The 17,814-nt window shown below is 31.9% G+C and carries 10 protein-coding genes and 1 pseudogene; 6 read left to right on the top strand and 5 right to left on the bottom strand.

Annotated features, from left to right (window positions below):
- Positions 1-959: 959 nt before the first annotated feature.
- The gene (locus tag ArsFIN_RS18060; RefSeq protein WP_081700598.1) at positions 960-1,886 is read left to right on the top strand and encodes a LysR family transcriptional regulator; all 927 of its coding nucleotides are present in this window, start codon (positions 960-962) and stop codon (positions 1,884-1,886) included.
- A gap of 710 nt (positions 1,887-2,596) precedes the next feature.
- On the opposite strand, the gene ArsFIN_RS18055 is transcribed toward ArsFIN_RS18060, so the two are convergent.
- From ArsFIN_RS18055 to ArsFIN_RS18040, 5 genes are all read right to left on the bottom strand, one after another.
- The gene (locus ArsFIN_RS18055; protein WP_026821405.1) at positions 2,597-3,409 is read right to left on the bottom strand and encodes a hypothetical protein; all 813 of its coding nucleotides are present in this window, start codon (positions 3,407-3,409) and stop codon (positions 2,597-2,599) included.
- 236 nt (positions 3,410-3,645) lie between these two features.
- Positions 3,646-4,143: a hypothetical protein gene (locus tag ArsFIN_RS27725; protein WP_246067287.1), complete on the bottom strand. Its 498-nt coding sequence runs from the start codon at positions 4,141-4,143 to the stop codon at positions 3,646-3,648.
- Entirely contained in the window at positions 4,124-4,981 is an 858-nt protein-coding gene (locus tag ArsFIN_RS27720) for a radical SAM protein (protein WP_246067285.1), read from the bottom strand. Before ArsFIN_RS27720 ends, ArsFIN_RS27725 begins: the two co-directional genes overlap by 20 nt.
- The gene (locus ArsFIN_RS18045; protein WP_026821407.1) at positions 4,981-6,255 is read right to left on the bottom strand and encodes a glycosyltransferase; all 1,275 of its coding nucleotides are present in this window, start codon (positions 6,253-6,255) and stop codon (positions 4,981-4,983) included. The genes ArsFIN_RS27720 and ArsFIN_RS18045 overlap by 1 nt, the downstream gene beginning before the upstream one ends.
- A gap of 40 nt (positions 6,256-6,295) precedes the next feature.
- Positions 6,296-7,651: a glycosyltransferase family protein gene (locus ArsFIN_RS18040; protein WP_034249116.1), complete on the bottom strand. Its 1,356-nt coding sequence runs from the start codon at positions 7,649-7,651 to the stop codon at positions 6,296-6,298.
- A gap of 768 nt (positions 7,652-8,419) precedes the next feature.
- Between ArsFIN_RS18040 and treB the strand changes: the two are divergent.
- The 5 genes and pseudogenes from treB to ArsFIN_RS18015 all read left to right on the top strand — a co-directional run bounded on the left by treB (position 8,420) and on the right by ArsFIN_RS18015 (position 17,796).
- Positions 8,420-9,854 (top strand): annotated as a pseudogene (gene treB, locus ArsFIN_RS18035) (PTS trehalose transporter subunit IIBC).
- 41 nt (positions 9,855-9,895) lie between these two features.
- On the top strand, positions 9,896-12,625 hold the full coding sequence (locus tag ArsFIN_RS18030; protein ID WP_026821409.1) for a glycoside hydrolase family 65 protein: 2,730 nt from the start codon (positions 9,896-9,898) through the stop codon (positions 12,623-12,625).
- Positions 12,622-13,272 carry a beta-phosphoglucomutase gene (gene pgmB / locus ArsFIN_RS18025; protein ID WP_026821410.1) on the top strand — a complete coding sequence of 217 codons (651 nt, stop codon included), beginning with the start codon at positions 12,622-12,624 and terminating at the stop codon, positions 13,270-13,272. The genes ArsFIN_RS18030 and pgmB overlap by 4 nt, the downstream gene beginning before the upstream one ends.
- A gap of 452 nt (positions 13,273-13,724) precedes the next feature.
- Complete coding sequence (locus ArsFIN_RS18020) at positions 13,725-15,557, top strand: IucA/IucC family protein (RefSeq protein WP_026821411.1); 1,833 nt, start codon at positions 13,725-13,727, stop codon at positions 15,555-15,557.
- A gap of 94 nt (positions 15,558-15,651) precedes the next feature.
- Complete coding sequence (locus ArsFIN_RS18015) at positions 15,652-17,796, top strand: TonB-dependent siderophore receptor (RefSeq protein ID WP_407062042.1); 2,145 nt, start codon at positions 15,652-15,654, stop codon at positions 17,794-17,796.
- Positions 17,797-17,814 lie beyond the last annotated feature (18 nt).

Raw genomic sequence — 17,814 nt, 5'->3', positions numbered from 1 at the left:
ACAAAAGTTAGTTAATTAGAATTAATCAAAATAGATTTAGAAGGTATTCGGGAGTTCTTTATTATTTTGTTGTAGTGATAATATTTTTAACTATTAAGATCAATCTGATTATGTTGAAGTATTGCTGGATTTAGGATGAGTAAGATAAAACTAAAAAGTTTTGATCTTTTATAAATATATAGGTAGTTATAAAAAGGCAAATGGCTTTAACCGGAAAATAAAGAATAATAATGTTAAAATAAGAAGCGTATCTATAGAAATATAATCCAGATGAGTAATTGTTCATTTTTCATATGAAATTAATTATATTCTATATTAACAATAAAGTTTTTATCTTTAATTAACTCTATAATATAAACATTAATATTATAATACCTAGTATTTGGTGTTTAATCAATAAATCAAAGAAGGTAATGTTATAACAAAAAACTTATTTCATAATCTTTTGTTACAAATTTTATTAAATTTAAAAATCTTGTGATGTACTGTAGTAAAATAAAATATACATTACAATTTGTTAATTGTAATGTATATATTCTAGTTATTTATTTTTTTATTTAAATGCACTAAGAATTATTAATTTTACAATGTCATAATTACTATTTTTTAAAAATACAAAATATATGTATTTTTATACAGTTTATTATAAGTTGTTAAATATGATAAATTTTAAAAATTTCATTATTATTCTTATAAATGATTACAAATTTATGATAAGTAAACAATAAATGAAAAAAAGGTATGTGACATTTTATTATTTATAAGTTATAAGAAGTAATAACAAATGATAGGGAGAAGTTATATGTAGCTATATTAGGATGAAATAAAAGCTTACACTATATATTATTACATTGAGAATTCTAAAAATATAAAAATTATTGAACTGATTATTTATAGGTTTTGAGTTGTTTTTCTAATAAAATTTTGCTTCTATCTAATTTTTTTATAGAGAAGATAATATGTTTTTCGTAAAAAATTTATTTTTATCAGATTTTCATATAGGAGATAATATGTTTTTCTCAAAAAGAGTTGAGCAATTTATAACTATTGCCCAAAAAGGAACTTTTAAAGAAGCGGCAGATGAGTTATGTATATCTCCTTCTGCCCTTAGTAAGGGAATGAAGGAAATAGAGGGGCAGTTAGGTGTTCAACTTTTTCGACACTCAGGAAGAGGAGCAAGATTAACTTCTAATGGGGAAAAATTATATCAAGAATTATTTCCACATTATCAAGATGTAAGTGCTACAACAAAAAAATTAATGTTAGGTTTTTCTAGTAAAAAAGAGTCTGTTATTAATATAGCGACAGATGATGCATATTTTCCTGATCTGGCATCAATAATATCAAAAATAGACTCAATTGAATCGGGAATTCTTGTTGATATTAAGAAGTATTCTAATCATTTAATATCAGATATTATATGTCGTATTCAGGCAGATATTTTTATTGGTTCAAGAGAAGAGGAGAATTTACCTGCTAATATTGAAAGCTTAGCACTATCTTCTAAGTTAGAGTTAGGTGCGGCTGAAGATATTATAAATAGCTATAAAGATAAAATGGAATTACTGCTTAATAATAATATTATACAAACAGAAAGTATGTTGTTATCGAAAGGTTTTGAAAGAATAAAAAATCTATTAATGGATAAGCATAAAAAAAATATAATTTCAGTTCCAAGTATTGATGATGTTTTTCAGATATTAGGCGATGGAAAAGGTATTTCGTTTATTCCTAAATCCAATAAAAATATATCATTAGGTAAGCAACATAAAGTGAATTTTGCTATTCCTCCCGCACCTTTCAATATTGAAGTTCGTGGCAAATTATATTATAAGGCTGAAAAAAAAGAATCTTTACAATGGCTTATCGATTTAATATGTGATTAATATGATGTAATAAACACCAGGGAATCTAATATTAAACCAAAAATATATAATATAGCAGTTTTTCTGTATGAACTTTCTATTTGAAATTTATCTTCTGGTTTTTATTTATTACATGATATTTATTGTTTTCTTGAGCGATAATTATTGAATTTTAATTATTGTCAGTTTTTATTTAATTATGATTTTAATAAATTATTATAATTTATTTTGTTATTTTAATGATTCATAGATATATTAATTTAAATAAAATAATAAATTAACTCTTTAATTAAAAGACTGTTTTTTAGTAATTACAATTCATATAATCCTTTATTCAATAATCTTAAAATTTTGTAAGATAAATGTTTTTTAATAATGAAATGTAAAAATTATTTTAAAATAATTTAATTTTTATATAATGATTAATTAAGTATGGTAATTTAGATAATTATTATTTTTATAACGAATCACATTATTGATGTTATAAAAAACAAAACTTTAGCTAGCAAAAATATATTTTTTAAATAGCTTATACAAATATTAATTTTCATGTGATAAGTAATTAACAGTTTAAATAATTTTTATACTTTAAGATATTAATAAATTTATTATTTAGCACTTTTAAATCGACTATCTTTCATCATTGATAATGATATTGCCAAGCAGCGATAAGCAGGGATGGTTTGATTATAGAGCTTGATCACTGCGAGTCGAACTTCTGGTTTATTAATTTAACCTAAACTTTCCGCTACTGACAAATAATCAGTATAAATTTGGGGAGAGCCGGAGAAAGAGGCAAATTGTTTCCACTCTTTATACATAAGTTTAGTGTCCTGATGTGCCCGTGCAAAATGAAAAGCGTTATCAGTGGCTATATCTGGTTTGGGATAAAATAGATTAAGAGCTGCAAGACTTTCAATCTCCATCATTACCACGTATTGATCTAGACGGTTTCCGCGCTCACCTTTTAATAAGCGAAATTTCCATCCTGGATAATCCTCTATTCGATGATGGTTTTCAGCAATAAAAGTTTCAAAAGTTTCTGCCTTAACTCCAGGCCGTAGCGCTAAGTTGTGGATCCCTATTATTCTGGCAATAGTCTCTTGGTTAGGTCGCTCCATATAGCGTGGGCCATAACAGACGGTACTTTTTTTATTTTCAGCCAGTAGTTGATAATCAGTATAAATAGTTGGAATTTCACTAAAAGTACCATAACGTTGCCATTCGGCAAGGATTTGATGGATTTTTTGTGGTTGTTCTTGCCAGAATTGATTCGCTAATTCTGTTTTGTTGCCGTCATTGGATTGATAGCGATTACGATGTTCAACACTGTCTATTTCAAACAGCATCAGGTATTGTCCAACTCGCTTGCCGCGCAGACCTCGCAATAGCGTCCAGCGCCAACCTGGATAACATGGAAGATAGACACCTTTTTGGCGAACGAATGTTTCGAATTGCTCTGTTGTAATACCTGCCTCGGTATCGATTGCAACGTAATACAGACTGAAAACGGGTAAGGGCGAGTTATATTTTTTTCCATGAATAATTTCCTTACATTTTGCCGTAGATAACGGGCTATGGCCTCGTGCCAAACATTATGTCATTAGGCATCCAGTATAATGTTCGCTGCCAATGAGATAGGGTGTCATGGTAGAGTATTGGCTGCTACTTATTAATAACGAGTTATAAATCTGTTGCCATAATAACGTTATTATGATTACAGATATGCCAGAAAAATACGGCATCAAAAAATAGTGTTGATTTTTTTAATTAAATAATGTTAACAAAATTGGGTATTAATAATGGACTCAATTAATATTGCCGCTTCTTTAGTTAAAAAAAACCTGTTATTATCAATGAAAATAAGTTTTCTAAGCTGTAATTTTGTTAGAGCATGATTAATAGTTTTATTGGTAAAAAAACTTTCTCCATCAAATTTTGCTTTATAAACATTATCATCGACCGGGATCAAGCTAGATAATGCCATTTTAAAAGCATTTATTCTTTTTTGATCGTTTGAAAAACCTCTAATGGAGTGACAAGGTAGTTGGCTTTTAATAATAGATTCTTTGTATTGTTTATAGTTTGTTATATTTATCATTTCAGAGGAGATAGATTTTGAACTTCCACCTAATCCGATCGCTATCTCAGGGTATTGCTTATTAAGATCAGTAATAAGGCTTTTCCATTTTTCAGGATAAGTATTTTTCTTATAAAAATACATTGTCGGGTGTTCGTTATATTCCCTAGCTAGATATTTATCTATTAAATCTCGCATTTGATACTGTTTCCATAAACTCTTTCATATGTAATTTAGTGCAAACAACATGAGAAATATTCAGTTTTTTTATTATTTCCATATCGTTTTTTACATCATCAACAGTTTGGCCGAATAAACCATAAATGAGGTCAACACTAATTAATTCAAAACCTAATGTATTAGCATCTGCAATGGTTTTAAAAAACTCTTCAGCAGTGTGTTTTCTGCCACAGGCTTTAATTAAATGATCCTGAAATGATTGAGTACCAAAGGATAATTTAGAAAAACCAAGTTCTTTTAACAACGACAAATATTCTTTATTTAGACTACCAGGCTCTCCTTCAAATCGCATAGTTGTGGATGAGAAGTTAAAATTATTTTTATAAAAATTTATTAATCTTTTTAATTCTCTATCAGGCAGAAGAGAGGGAGTACCGCCAAATATATTAAATTCGCCAATACTCACATTAGTTAGATTTGGCACCTGCTTTAACCAAAACGTAGCTTCTTTAATATTAAGGTCAACAATTTCTTTAAATAAACTATCAGCTTTTGCAGTGTTAGGGTTCACTATAACGGTTGGAAACTGACAAAAGTGGCATCGATAACGACAAGTTGGAATATAAACCCAGAGATGAATATTTTCTGCCTTTTTTATTTCCTTATTCATATCATTATAAAATGAGGTTAAGGGATAATTATCGATATCGCCGGGGAAAATATGACAGCCAAAAGGATCCTTAACTACATATTCAAGTAAATCTGTATTTTCTTGTTTACTTAAAATATTGCATATATTTGGTTTAGGATATTTTTCATCAATATCATTAAGAGAGGCAATATAGGTATCTCGCATTAGAACACTCCACCATTAGCAAAATAGTTGTGTGCTTCTCCAGATTCTCTATCCTCGCAAAAATAATAAACAAATCTATTAAAATCTTTATTATCAATAGCATTAAAGCACTCAGGGATTGGTGGCGGATAGCCGATGTCTTCACCTACATAACGGCGAAGTGAGTTAAATATCTCTTCTTTAAATTCAAAATAGAGTCGGAAGGCGGGGGTTTTGTAAGAATGTATGGGTTTGAAATCAGTAATACTGGTTTCATTTTTGATCTCATTAATTCTATTATAGAGATCCTTAGCAACCTCAGGTGTGAAAAAATTAATAACTTCTTGGTTATTAATCAAAATATTAGGATTTAATAACGCCGGTAATATAATGTTTTTCGGGATATAATCTTTTATTGAATAAAACCAAGCTTGTTGTGCATCATTAAGGCTTAAATCTTGATAATGATTTAATTGATTATCTAATGGCCTTACGTCTTTCATCGTAATAACGCCATTTTCACCATAGGCGATGCCATTAATAACATCATATAATAAGGTATCTACTCTTCTACTATTAATTTTTACATATGATTTTGGTGAATATACTGGTTTTCCACCATAAGCAATAACTTTTATGCCAAAATCCCAATCGTCAGATAAATGTTCGACAAATTTACCATTTTGTAATTGGTAAAATATTTCAATGCCATCAACAAGATCATACATTTTTTTTTCAACAGCAAATCCTTTTCCATCGGGAAAGCCACCAAACAAGGAGAATGAAAAATCACGGCAGCGTAATGTTTTATTTATTTCTTTATATAAATTAGGCCGCTCGATAAAATCATTTTTCTCATAAAAATAATTACAGGTACCTAAATCACCATCTTCGGTGATCATGGTATAGATAAGTTCGTCAAGCCAATATTGGTCTACAGTACAATCAGCATCAGCTGAAACTATATAATGTTTTTGCCAGTTGTTAAATTGAACCCGTCGTTTTTCAGCTCGTAGGGATGCATAATCCATTCCTTTTTTTCTTGCTGAAGAAACGCCTTGAATTTTTTCATTAATAATATGAATATCAAGATTATTATATCTGTTTTGACAAGCAATAATTTTATTAACAGAATCATCGGTTGAATTATTATCAACAAAAATTAATTCAGCATTACTCAGATCAAATAGTTTATATTTAAATTTTTGATTATAGATTGATTCTATGACACTTTCTAATCGTTCACTTTCATTATAAAAAGGGAATACAATAGATATAAAGGTTTCTTTACGCATAAATTATCCATATTAAAGGTTAAATATCTCATTTTTAATACTAGATATTAAATATTTTATTTATTACCTGATTAGATAATAAATTTTTTCCTATATTAAAATTATGTTTTACCAAAGCTGCTGTCTTATTTTGATCATTAATTAAATTATAAACTCGCTGGATAAAGTCGTCGTCCGGTAGTCCATCTTCTTTTGGCGAAATATTCATTAATTCAGTTTTAAAGCCATGTTGTCCATAAACTTCATGATAGTATTCGTAACTTGTAGATATATAACAACGATTATGACTAATTGCTTCTCCTATGGGATTACCATAACTATCATAATCATAGGATGTTAAGAATGAAACCATATCGCTAGAATAATAGAGGTCTTGAATAGTGGGTTTATTGTTTTCATTTTCTATAAAATCATGTTGTAGTGGCCCAGAAAATCTTATAAAATTCTCTAGTTCTAATTCTTTTATATATTTCCTTAAATAATGTGAATAATCACTATTTTCTTTTTCATCACCAGCAATAATTAAATATATAGAGCATGATTTATTATTTTTTGTATATAAATCGTTAAGCTTTTTGACTAGGTAAATATCCCTTTCTAATTTTTTTTCAGGAATAATTCTAGTGGTTCTAGCGATTAAAAAATCATTTTTTGTTATATTAAATCTATCTCTTATATTTATTCTATCATGATTATTATTATTAAATAAATAAGTGTTACGCATAACATCAATATTGATATCCTGCTTACTCCAATCTTTTAGTTTTTTAGCTAATGAATTGTTTAACGTAACGTATTTTATATATTTTGATTTAATAGGTTTTATTGCATAATGCCAAGGTTCTTGGCCGTATTTTTTTGATAATGTTTCACTGTTCCACATTAGGTCATGATCTCGCCATAATACAAAACAGGCTAGATTTTTTTGTGAGCCATATTTTTCTATACTTTTATATAGCGCTTTAGTATAAATAATATTTTCAGGTAATGTTCCATTTTCAATGACCAGATGAGTAATCTGCAGTTTATTCCATATCTTAAAAATTATTTCAGATAACTCATTGGCAACAATATCTATTTGTTCAAGTAGTTTATTTTTCTCTATTAAATTTATTTTTGTCGTACATTTAATTAAAGAGTTATTTACTTTATCAATAAATTCAGGAGTATAATTTTTTAACAAATGTATATCATTAATTCTTACTAATTTAAAATGTTTATCAAAAATTGATTTTTCATAACAAGAATAGGGTTTAGCAAAATTTCCTTTATCAATTTTTATGTCATAGCCTAATTCAATAAAGGATTCAAATCCTTTATTATTTAAATAACATGCTAATTTTGCTGCTTCAACTGTAATTCCTGAAACAGCTATAGCATCAAATGAAATAAACATAACTTTTTTTATAAGGCATATTAATTCCCTATCTTTTATTTTTTTGCTTTGAATAAAAAAATATTTATCATGTATAATATAAATATTTTCTTATTTTTTAATGATTATTAATATATTTTGTGATAAGCATCGAATAAAAATATTTGCAACAAGGATAAAAGTAATTTTTGCTATAATTGAGATACAAATAAAAATCTTTCAAATAACACTTGTCATTTAACTTTAAATATATTTCAACTTTTTAACACATTAAAGTTTATATTAATTAGATATCTATAAACAGTTTATTAAAAATATTAAATAAAAACAAAAAAATGATTAATCCTAAATGTTATTAAAATAATTGAAACTAAGTAATAACATCTCTGAATAGAATTTTAGTAAAATTTCAATTTTTATATTTAAAGTTAATGGCTAATATAAATATTATTTTAATTTAATAAATATTTCTTTTAGAAATTTATGTTGATAATTGAATGACATAAAATCATTATCTGTTGTTTTATTCTAAATAATTAGAATAATAAAAAATTATTCTCAAGATAAATTGACATAAGTAAGTTATATTTATTTAAAAAAGAAAAATTCTCATACCGATGCTTATTAAAATTATAAAATTATCATTATATTATTCAAAATAAATAATAGTTTTTCAAAAAATTACAGTCATTTTGTTTTATATCTATTTTGTGATTGATCTCTATGAAATATGATTATTGATGAGATATTTTATATTTTATTATGTAAAAATATAAAATTATTGAAATTATGTTAAAAAATATCACAATAAGTCATGTTAATATTAACAAGATTATTTCTACGATTGGTGGTAGAAATAATGTTAATAGTTTTACCCACTGTTTGACTCGATTACGTTTTATTTTACATGAACCAGAAAAGGTAAATATAGAGGATTTAAAAAAACTACCCGATGTTAAAGGTTGTTTTAATCAAGCAGGACAACTACAAATTGTTATTGGTACCAATGTAGATAAATATTATAAAGCCATTCAAGAACAATTTGATATAACAAACTGTGACGACAATAAAAGAGAGTCCAAAAGAGCGATTAAAAAAAAGACAAAAATTTGGACACGTTTAATTACCAATCTTGCTGAAATTTTTTTTTCCATTGCTGCCAGCGCTTATTTGTGGCGGCTTGCTGTTGGGCTTGAGAAATGTTTTAGGCGAAATGCCAGTAGTAAATAATCAACCATTAATGGCATTTTATCCTACACTAAAACCGATTTATGATTTCCTTTGGCTGCCTTGTGAGGCTATTTTTCATTTTTTACCGGTTGCAATTTGCTGGTCAACAGTAAAAAAAATAGGTGGAACGCCGATATTAGGTATTATTCTTGGAATTACATTAGTTTCACCACAATTAATGAATGCCTATAATTTAGGCAGTCAGTTACCTGCTGTTTGGGATTTTGGTCTATTTACTATTCAAAAAGTAGGTTATCAGGCCCAAGTTATTCCCGCTATTTTTGCTGGCTTATTTTTAGGTTGGTTTGAAATATTCATACGCCGTTATGTTCCTGGTTATTTAAAATTTGTGGTTGTTCCTATTGTTACTTTGAGTATTTCTGTTTTTGTTGCTCATGCAATACTCGGCCCAATAGGGCGAATGATTGGTAACGAAATTGCAGAAGTAGTCAGATTTGTCATGTTCGGTGGTTTTGCACCAATTGGCTCTGCTATTTTTGGTTTTACCTATCCTCTATTAGTAATCAGTGGCGTTCATCATACGACGTTGGCCATTGATCTCCAGATAATGCAATCGCAGGGTGGAACGCCAATTTGGCCAATTATTGCACTTTCTAATATTGCACAAGCCTCTGCTGTGGTGGGCATTATTATTGTCAGTCGTAAAGAAAATGAACGTGAAGTCACTATTCCGGCCGCCATTTCTGCTTATCTCGGGGTTACTGAGCCGGCGCTTTATAGTGTCAATCTTTATTATCGTTTTCCCTTGCTCTGCGCTATGGTAGGTTCTGCCGTTGCCGGTTTTATTTGTGGTGTCTTTGGCGTACTTTCGAACGGTATTGGTGTGGGGGGACTGCCTGGTATTCTTTCTATCCAACCGATTTATTGGCTAGTTTATTCTTTTGCAACAATCATTGCGATTGTCGTTCCAATCATATTGACGATAGTGATTTACCGTTACCAACAACGAAAAGGCACACTTATTTCTGATTAAAGGATTATTTGACTAATACATTTTTAATAGTGAATTTGAATATGAATTATTTGCATGTTGTTTTTAAACCACAAGAATTAGTGGTTTACCAAGCCCAAATGAATAATAAATCTTATCCGATAACCTATCAGAAAATTAAAAAATTAGATTTATTAGCGTTAATTAAGCAAATTAAATTAGATTTTCCCCATAATCAAGGGGGAATATTAAAAGGAGATGCGTTAGCGTTTTATTCGCCATTTTGTATAAAAATTGCTGATGAAGATGTCGTTGACATGGAGAAATGTTTTGCTGAAATATTTAATGTTCCTTTCGTTCGAGCAGAGGCTTTGGTTGATAATGGTGAAGAAACATTAAAAAAGACTTTGGCAGAGAAACAACAAACAATAGGTTGGAGCATTGATTATTGCGGATATAATCCAGGTAAAGCGGAATATACCACTGAGTCTTTATTGACCGTAGCGAATGGATATTTAGGATTAAGGGGTACATTACCTGAAATGGTAATCAGTGATGATACCTATCCGGCAACTTATCTTGCCGGGCTTTATAATCAAGCTATTTCGGTAATAGATGACCACCAAGTGCATAATGAAGATTTCGTTAATGCACCCAATGCACAATATATCTCGTTACGTATTGGCCAGGGTAAGTTTGTTAATCTTACTGATTTTAAGGTCATTTCTCTTTATCGTCGATTAGACTTTCTGACAGGGATTTTATCGAGTGAATTACAAATTGAAGATGAAGAAGGGCGTCGCTTAAAAATAGATTGCCGAAAATTTACTAATATGGCAAGAATGACACACTACAGTATTGAGTATCAATTTTGTCCGTTAAACTTTTCTGATCAAATAACTATTTGTACCAAAACAGATGGCGGAACGTTTAATTATGGTGTTGAACGTTATCGTTCGCTCAATTCTTATCATTATGAGATAAAAGATTTAATTGCTGATAAACATAAAACCTATTTATTAGCGCGAACCTATCAAAGTAAAATAGGTATTGGTATTTCGACAGAAATTAGCGGTGATTTCTTTGCGCCAGATAGTGTCGAAAATAGGATAAATGAAAATAGTATTGTTCAACAAGTCGTTTTTTCTGCGGAGCAAGGCAACTGTTATCGGTTAGAGAAAAATGTAGCTATCGCAATTTCCACTGTTTTTAAACAAGATTGGCAGCAGGTAGATACATGGCAACTACCTAACTTTGCCGCTCAGTTAGCAGAAAGTCAGCTTGCCTGGCAAACGCTTTGGCGGGAAAGTGATATTGTCATTGCTGGTGATATGATGGCGCAAAAACTGCTGCGTTTACATACCTATCATCTATTAGCCTCTTGTTCTCCTTTAACAAATGGCAAACATAAATTAGATGTTTCTGTTACTGCTAGAGGTTTACATGGAGAAGCTTACCGAGGGCATATTTTTTGGGATGAGATATTCATTCTGCCATTTTATATTATGCATTTTCCAACAACTGCTCGCCAATTACTGATGTACCGTTATCGGCGATTACCTGCCGCAAAACAGGCCGCTTCACAAGCGGGTTACCAAGGAGCTATGTTTCCCTGGCAATCGGGTCACGATGGTAGTGAGCAGACGCAAACCTTACATATCAATCCGCTGACAGGACAATGGGATCCTGATCATAGCCACTTACAGTGTCATATTTCTTTAAGCATTGCTTATAATGTATGGTTATATTGGCTAAATACGGGTGATAAGCCATTTATGATCGACTATGGGCTGGAATTATTAATCGAGATAGCCAAGTTTTGGCTGAGTAAAACAGCCTGGGATGCGACGAGCAATCGATATCATATTGCTGGTGTGATGGGACCAGATGAATTTCATGAATATAGTTTAGGTAATAAAGAAGCTGGTTTGCAGGATAATGCTTATACTAATTTAATGGTGGCATGGTTATTTAATCAAATTGATATAATTGTTTTGTCTCTATCGAAACAAGACTTAAATAATATTTTAAATCGAGTTGATATTGATACTGACTTCTGGCAGCAATTAACAACCATTAAAGAAAACTTAGCCTTGTCGATTAATGAGCAAAATATCATAGGTCAATTTGATGGTTATTTTGCCCTTAAAGAAATTGATTGGCAAAAATATCGCAATAAATACGGTAATATTTATCGGTTGGACAGAATACTGCGTGCTGAAGGGAAATCAGCTGATAATTACAAAGTGGCTAAACAAGCAGATTTGCTAATGATATTTCATAACCTGAGTCAAGACGTTGTAAAAAATTTATTAAAAAAAATGAATTATGCTACCTCTGATAATTATGTTGAAAAAAATTTCAATTATTATTTTTCTCGTACTTCCCACGGCTCGACATTATCTCGGGTTGTTCATGCTTCTTTGGCTGAAAATATTAAATTGTCAGCTTTATCATGGCAATTATATAAAGAGGCGCTATTTTCTGATTATCAGGATATTCAAGGTGGAACCACGTCAGAAGGGATTCATACTGGCGTAATGGCCGCTACCCTTAATATGACAATTATGACATATGGTGGGGTAGATATTCGTCAACCGTTATTAGAGATCAATCCTTCATTACCTAGTCATTGGCGACATCTCCAGTTTAAACTGTGCCATTTAGGTGTTAATTACCAATTTTTTATTACTCAAGAGAAGTTATTTGTGAGTTGTGATCGCGATACTGAAATACTGGTGAATAAGCAGGGATATCGGATTTCTGCCGGTAAAATTGCCAATATTGATTATAAAAATGAGGTAGTTGCATGAAGAAGGGAATGATCTTCGATCTTGACGGTGTTATTGTCGATACCGCTTTTTATCATTTTAAAGCTTGGCAATATCTGGCTAAACAAATCGATATTGATTTTGATGCAACGTTTAATGAAACCTTAAAAGGAATAAGCAGAGTTGAGTCATTGGAAAAAATTTTGCTTTATGGTGATAAAGTCGATGATTTTAGTGTGGCAGAAAAAAATATTCTGATGAACCGTAAAAATGATCACTATGTACAATCACTCAGGAAACTGACAGAGAAAAGTATTTTACTCGGAGTATTGCCTTTTATTCAGCAAGCAAAAAAAAAACAAATTCCTTGTGCGATTGCCTCTGCATCTAAAAATGCTACCATGATTCTTGAGCAACTTAATATTAAAGATTATTTTGATGCCATTGTTGATCCTCACTCTTTGTCTAAAGGCAAGCCGGATCCCGAGATTTTTTTAACCGCTGCTAATTTAATCGATGTATTGCCGAGTGAAGCAATTGGTTTTGAAGATTCACAAGCTGGCATTGAAGCATTAAATAGAGCGAATATTTTTTCTGTCGGCATATCGCCGCAAGACAATTTAGTCGGTGCTGATTTACGCGTCGACTGTTTTGAAAACATTAATTTTGAGCAGCTATTGAATATGTAAGTAACCATATTCAATATATGATAAAAATTATGAGTATTTAATAAAATAACCAATCCTGCCATCTTTCGGCTAGGCAACAAAATTGTTGATATTATTTAAAATATCATTGATATATATGTTGCCTACCTGCCATTACTTAGTTGTTTCTCTATTCATAATAACAATGATTAATAAACTTAATATTTTTCTGGTTGATAATGAGAATGATTCTCTATATCATTTGCATAAGTAAACAAATGTCAATTTATTATAATTTAATGTAACTATTAGTCTAAATAATTAAATTTTAGTGAGCAAAATTTAAAACTAAAATTGGATGGTTGTATCCAAATTTCTATATTCAGAGGTTTCAATTATCACCTTATAAATCAATCAAATATTAAGCTTTAGCACCATTGCTTATGTTGATACATGAATGTTGAAAGGGATAGTAAATAAAAGGGCTTTATTAAATGAACTCACTATTTACAAAAGTAAAATCACAAACTTCACATCTGACTAAAAAGAATTGGTTATATGCAAACCAGCACCTAGTCGCCAAAATATTGCGTGAACTTTTTCACGAAAAAATAATTCAGCCACTAAATTGTGGTGATAGTTATTCGATTGAGATTGGCCAATCACACTATCGTTTTCAAGCGCAAAGCTATCAACTTGATCATTTAGATATTAATCCTACCTCGATAAGTAGAAGTAAAAATGGCCAACCACAAGTTATTGATGCCATCGCCCTTATTATTGAATTATCGCCCTTATTGGATATTTCTGCTTCAATGCTACCTATCTATCTTGATGAAATATCCAGCACACTTTATGGTTATGCGTTTAAGTATCAAAATAATCGATTAACGGCACATGATCTGGTGCGAGCAGATTACCAAATAGTAGAAACTGCGATGACCGAGGGCCACCCAGTATTTATCGCAAATAATGGCAGGATCGGTTTTGATGCTGATGATTATTTACATTACGCACCAGAAAGCGCCAATCCAATCAAATTGGTCTGGATTGCAGCCCATCGTAATAAAACCGTTTTCTCCTCATTATCGTCATTCTCGTATTCGGCATTAATGGAACAAGAATTAGAGAAGTATTTGCTCACGCAATTTGCCCAATATATGCAGACATTAGATTTAGATTTAGCGGATTATTATTTAATGCCGCTACATCCCTGGCAATGGAAACATCGAATTGCAATTAGTTTTGCTGCTGATATTGCTAATCAAGATATTGTTTATTTGGGCGAAGGTCATCATGATTATCTGGCTCAACAATCTATTCGTACCTTTTTTAATATTAGCCAGCCGCAAAAAAATTATGTCAAAACGGCACTATCAGTGCTGAATATGGGATTTATGCGTGGGTTAGATCCACATAGCATGGTTACGACACCCAGTGTAAATGAATGGCTTAATCATCTAGTTCAGTCTGATAATTTTTTACAGCAAAAAGGGTTCACGATCCTGCGTGAGCATGCAGCAATAGGTTATTTTAATCCCTATTTTGAAATAGCGATTAAAAACAATAATCCGCATAAAAAAATGTTATCAGCATTGTGGCGAGAAAGCCCAATGACCATGTTAAACAGCGATCAACGTTTGATGACTATGGCTTCATTATTACATCTTGATAATCAAGGTAAAGCTGTTGTTGCTGCACTGATTGAAGATTCTGCTATTACCGTAGCAGATTGGATCTCACGTTATTTAGATGTTTATTTATCACCATTACTCCATACTTTTTTTGCCTATGATTTGGTCTTTATGCCGCATGGTGAAAATTTGATGTTGGTGTTAGAAAACAATCAACCGGTAAAAATGTTAATGAAGGATATTGGTGAAGAGATCGCTATTTTAAATAGTGATATTCAATTACCCAAAGAAATTGATTTTCTTCATGTTAAAGTCAAAGATGAGATGAAAATTAACTATATTCTGCTGGATATTTTTGACTGTTTTTTCCGTTATCTCGTCCCCCTACTGCAAAAACATCTTTCTTTCGCGGAAAGTCATTTTTGGCAATTAGTGGCTCAGTGTATCTATAACTACCAATCACAACATTTAGAACAAATAGAAAAATTCGAGAAGTTTGATCTGTTTCAGCCGGATTTTGTACGTATTTGTTTGAATCGGTTACAAATGGCGAATAATCAGCAGATGATCGATCTTGATGATCGAGAAAAAAATCTGAAATTCGCCGAAAAATTGCGTAATCCACTCTATGCATTCCGTGATAACTATGCAGTTACGGTGCAGATGAACAAGACAATAACAATATCGAACTGATTATAACAATAAATAATTTTAGGGATGGGATGAGAAAATGGTTAACCCACATTTGTATCATGATAGGGTGACATTGAAGAAGATATTATCTTTGATGGTGCCACTATTTATATCAGGGAACAATTCTGCTTTAGCCGCAGAAAAGTCGGCTATAAATGACGATATTATTATTATAACCGGCAAAGCAGAAGCAACAGGCATCACTGAAGACAGCAAAATGTATAATACTTCATCGATGTCAACCGCCACCGGATTAAATCTTTCGGCGCGTGAAACACCGCAAAGTGTGAGTGTGCTTACCAAGCAACGAATGCTAGATCAGGATCTTAAGAATGTTACCAGTGCAGTGGATAATATTACTGGCATCAGTGTGCGGCAATCAGATAGCGATCGTTTTAGTTTTACATCGCGGGGAATGCGGATTAAAAATATTCTGCGTGATGGTGTAGCGACCTATTATGATACGCGCTTTAATTATGGCGATAACTTATTGGATACAATCTTATTTGATCGGATTGAAGTTGTTCGCGGTGCGGCCGGTTTAATGGTCGGGCCAGGCCAGCCTTCAGCAGTAATAAATTTGATCCGTAAGCGACCAACTCGCGATTTCCGTGGCGAAGTGATGATGGCAGTCGGTTCCTGGGATAAGTGGAGAACCGGGCTTGATTTGTCTGGGCCTTTAAATGCGGCAGGTACGGTGAGAGGGCGATTTATTACCGCTTACCAACGCAACAATGCTTTTATTGATCGTGAACAACATGAACGATATCCATTTTATGGCATTGTCGAGATAGACTTAACTGCTAATACCTTGTTAACAATAGGTGCTGATTACCAATTTAATCACACTCGCCAGGGTATGTTTGGCGGCTTACCGATTTTCTTCTCCGACGGAAGTAAAACCGATTATAAGCGTCATACCAGTTATGCGCCGGATTGGGCATTTTCCAAGGTTCGTTCATTCTCAATGTTTACCAGCTTACAGCATCAATTTGCTAATAATTGGAGTATGAAAGGAACGTTTACTTACGATAATAATACCCTCGATCAAAAAGTATTATGGGCCACCGGATACCCCAATCCTAACAATAATCAGGGTATGTATCCAGGGAGTATGACCTTGATTGATGGTAGTCGCCGTCAAACTAGTTTTGATTTACAACTGAATGGTGATTATGGCTTATTCAGTCGTACCCATCATGCGAGTTTTGGGATTAATTATCAAAAACAGCATTTTCAAAACGATTATTACAGTGCGTTATGTATGCTGAAGAAAACTTGTAAATCCTTAGGCGATTTTCGCGAATCTAACTGGAATTATCCGCAACCCTCTTGGTCAAAGTCTCGTACCTATGGTTCAAAAGGCTATATTGAACAAACGGCGGGTTATGCAGTGACTCAACTCTCATTAATGGATCCTGTAACCCTCATTCTTGGTGGCCGGCTAACCAGTTGGAAAACCCGCGGTGATGATTTCAATCAGCCCAAAAATGGCAGTTATAGCGATCAATTTGTGCCGTATGGTGGATTAATTTACGATATTGCGCCAGATATCTCTATATATGGTAGTTATACCCAAATCTTTGATCCAGAAAGCCGGGTTGATCGCAATGGGCAACTACTTAAACCGGTTAGCGGAGAAAATTTTGAGCTAGGAATAAAGGGTATTGCGATGGATAATAGTGTCGATTATTCATTAGCGCTATTTGAGATCCGGCAGAATAACTTTACCCAATTAGATAGTAATGCGCCGCCACGCCCGGATGGCTCAAGAGTTTATTACGCTATTGATGGCGTTAAAACCCGAGGCTTTGAAGTTGAAGTCAGCGGTCAGCTCACTGATGATTGGAAAATTTATGCCGGTTATACTCAGTTCCGCGGCACAGATAGGGATGGAAAACGGATCAATAGAGAAATACCAAATAGATTATTTAAACTGTTTACCACTTATACGTTGCCGGGTGCAATGAGCAATCTGACAATTGGCGGTGGTGTTAACTGGCAAGGTAGTACTTGGCAACTGCTCGATGGGCCGGTTAAGAAGCAAGTGAAGGTTGAACAAGCGAGCTTTGCTGTTGTTAATTTAATGGGACGTTATCAATTTACACCGGCGCTTTCGCTAACGGTTAATTTGAATAATTTGTTTGATAAGACTTATTACACGCAATTTGGTGATTACAAACAATATTATTATGGTGCTCCGCGTAATATTGAAGCGACGCTAAATTATCAGTTTTAATTAAATAATAGATTTAAA

It is taken from the genome of Arsenophonus nasoniae (assembly GCF_004768525.1).
Taxonomy (GTDB): Bacteria; Pseudomonadota; Gammaproteobacteria; order Enterobacterales; family Enterobacteriaceae; genus Arsenophonus; species Arsenophonus nasoniae.
Note: the sequence above shows the minus strand (reverse complement) of the source record. Positions and strands in the feature narration are given on the sequence as shown.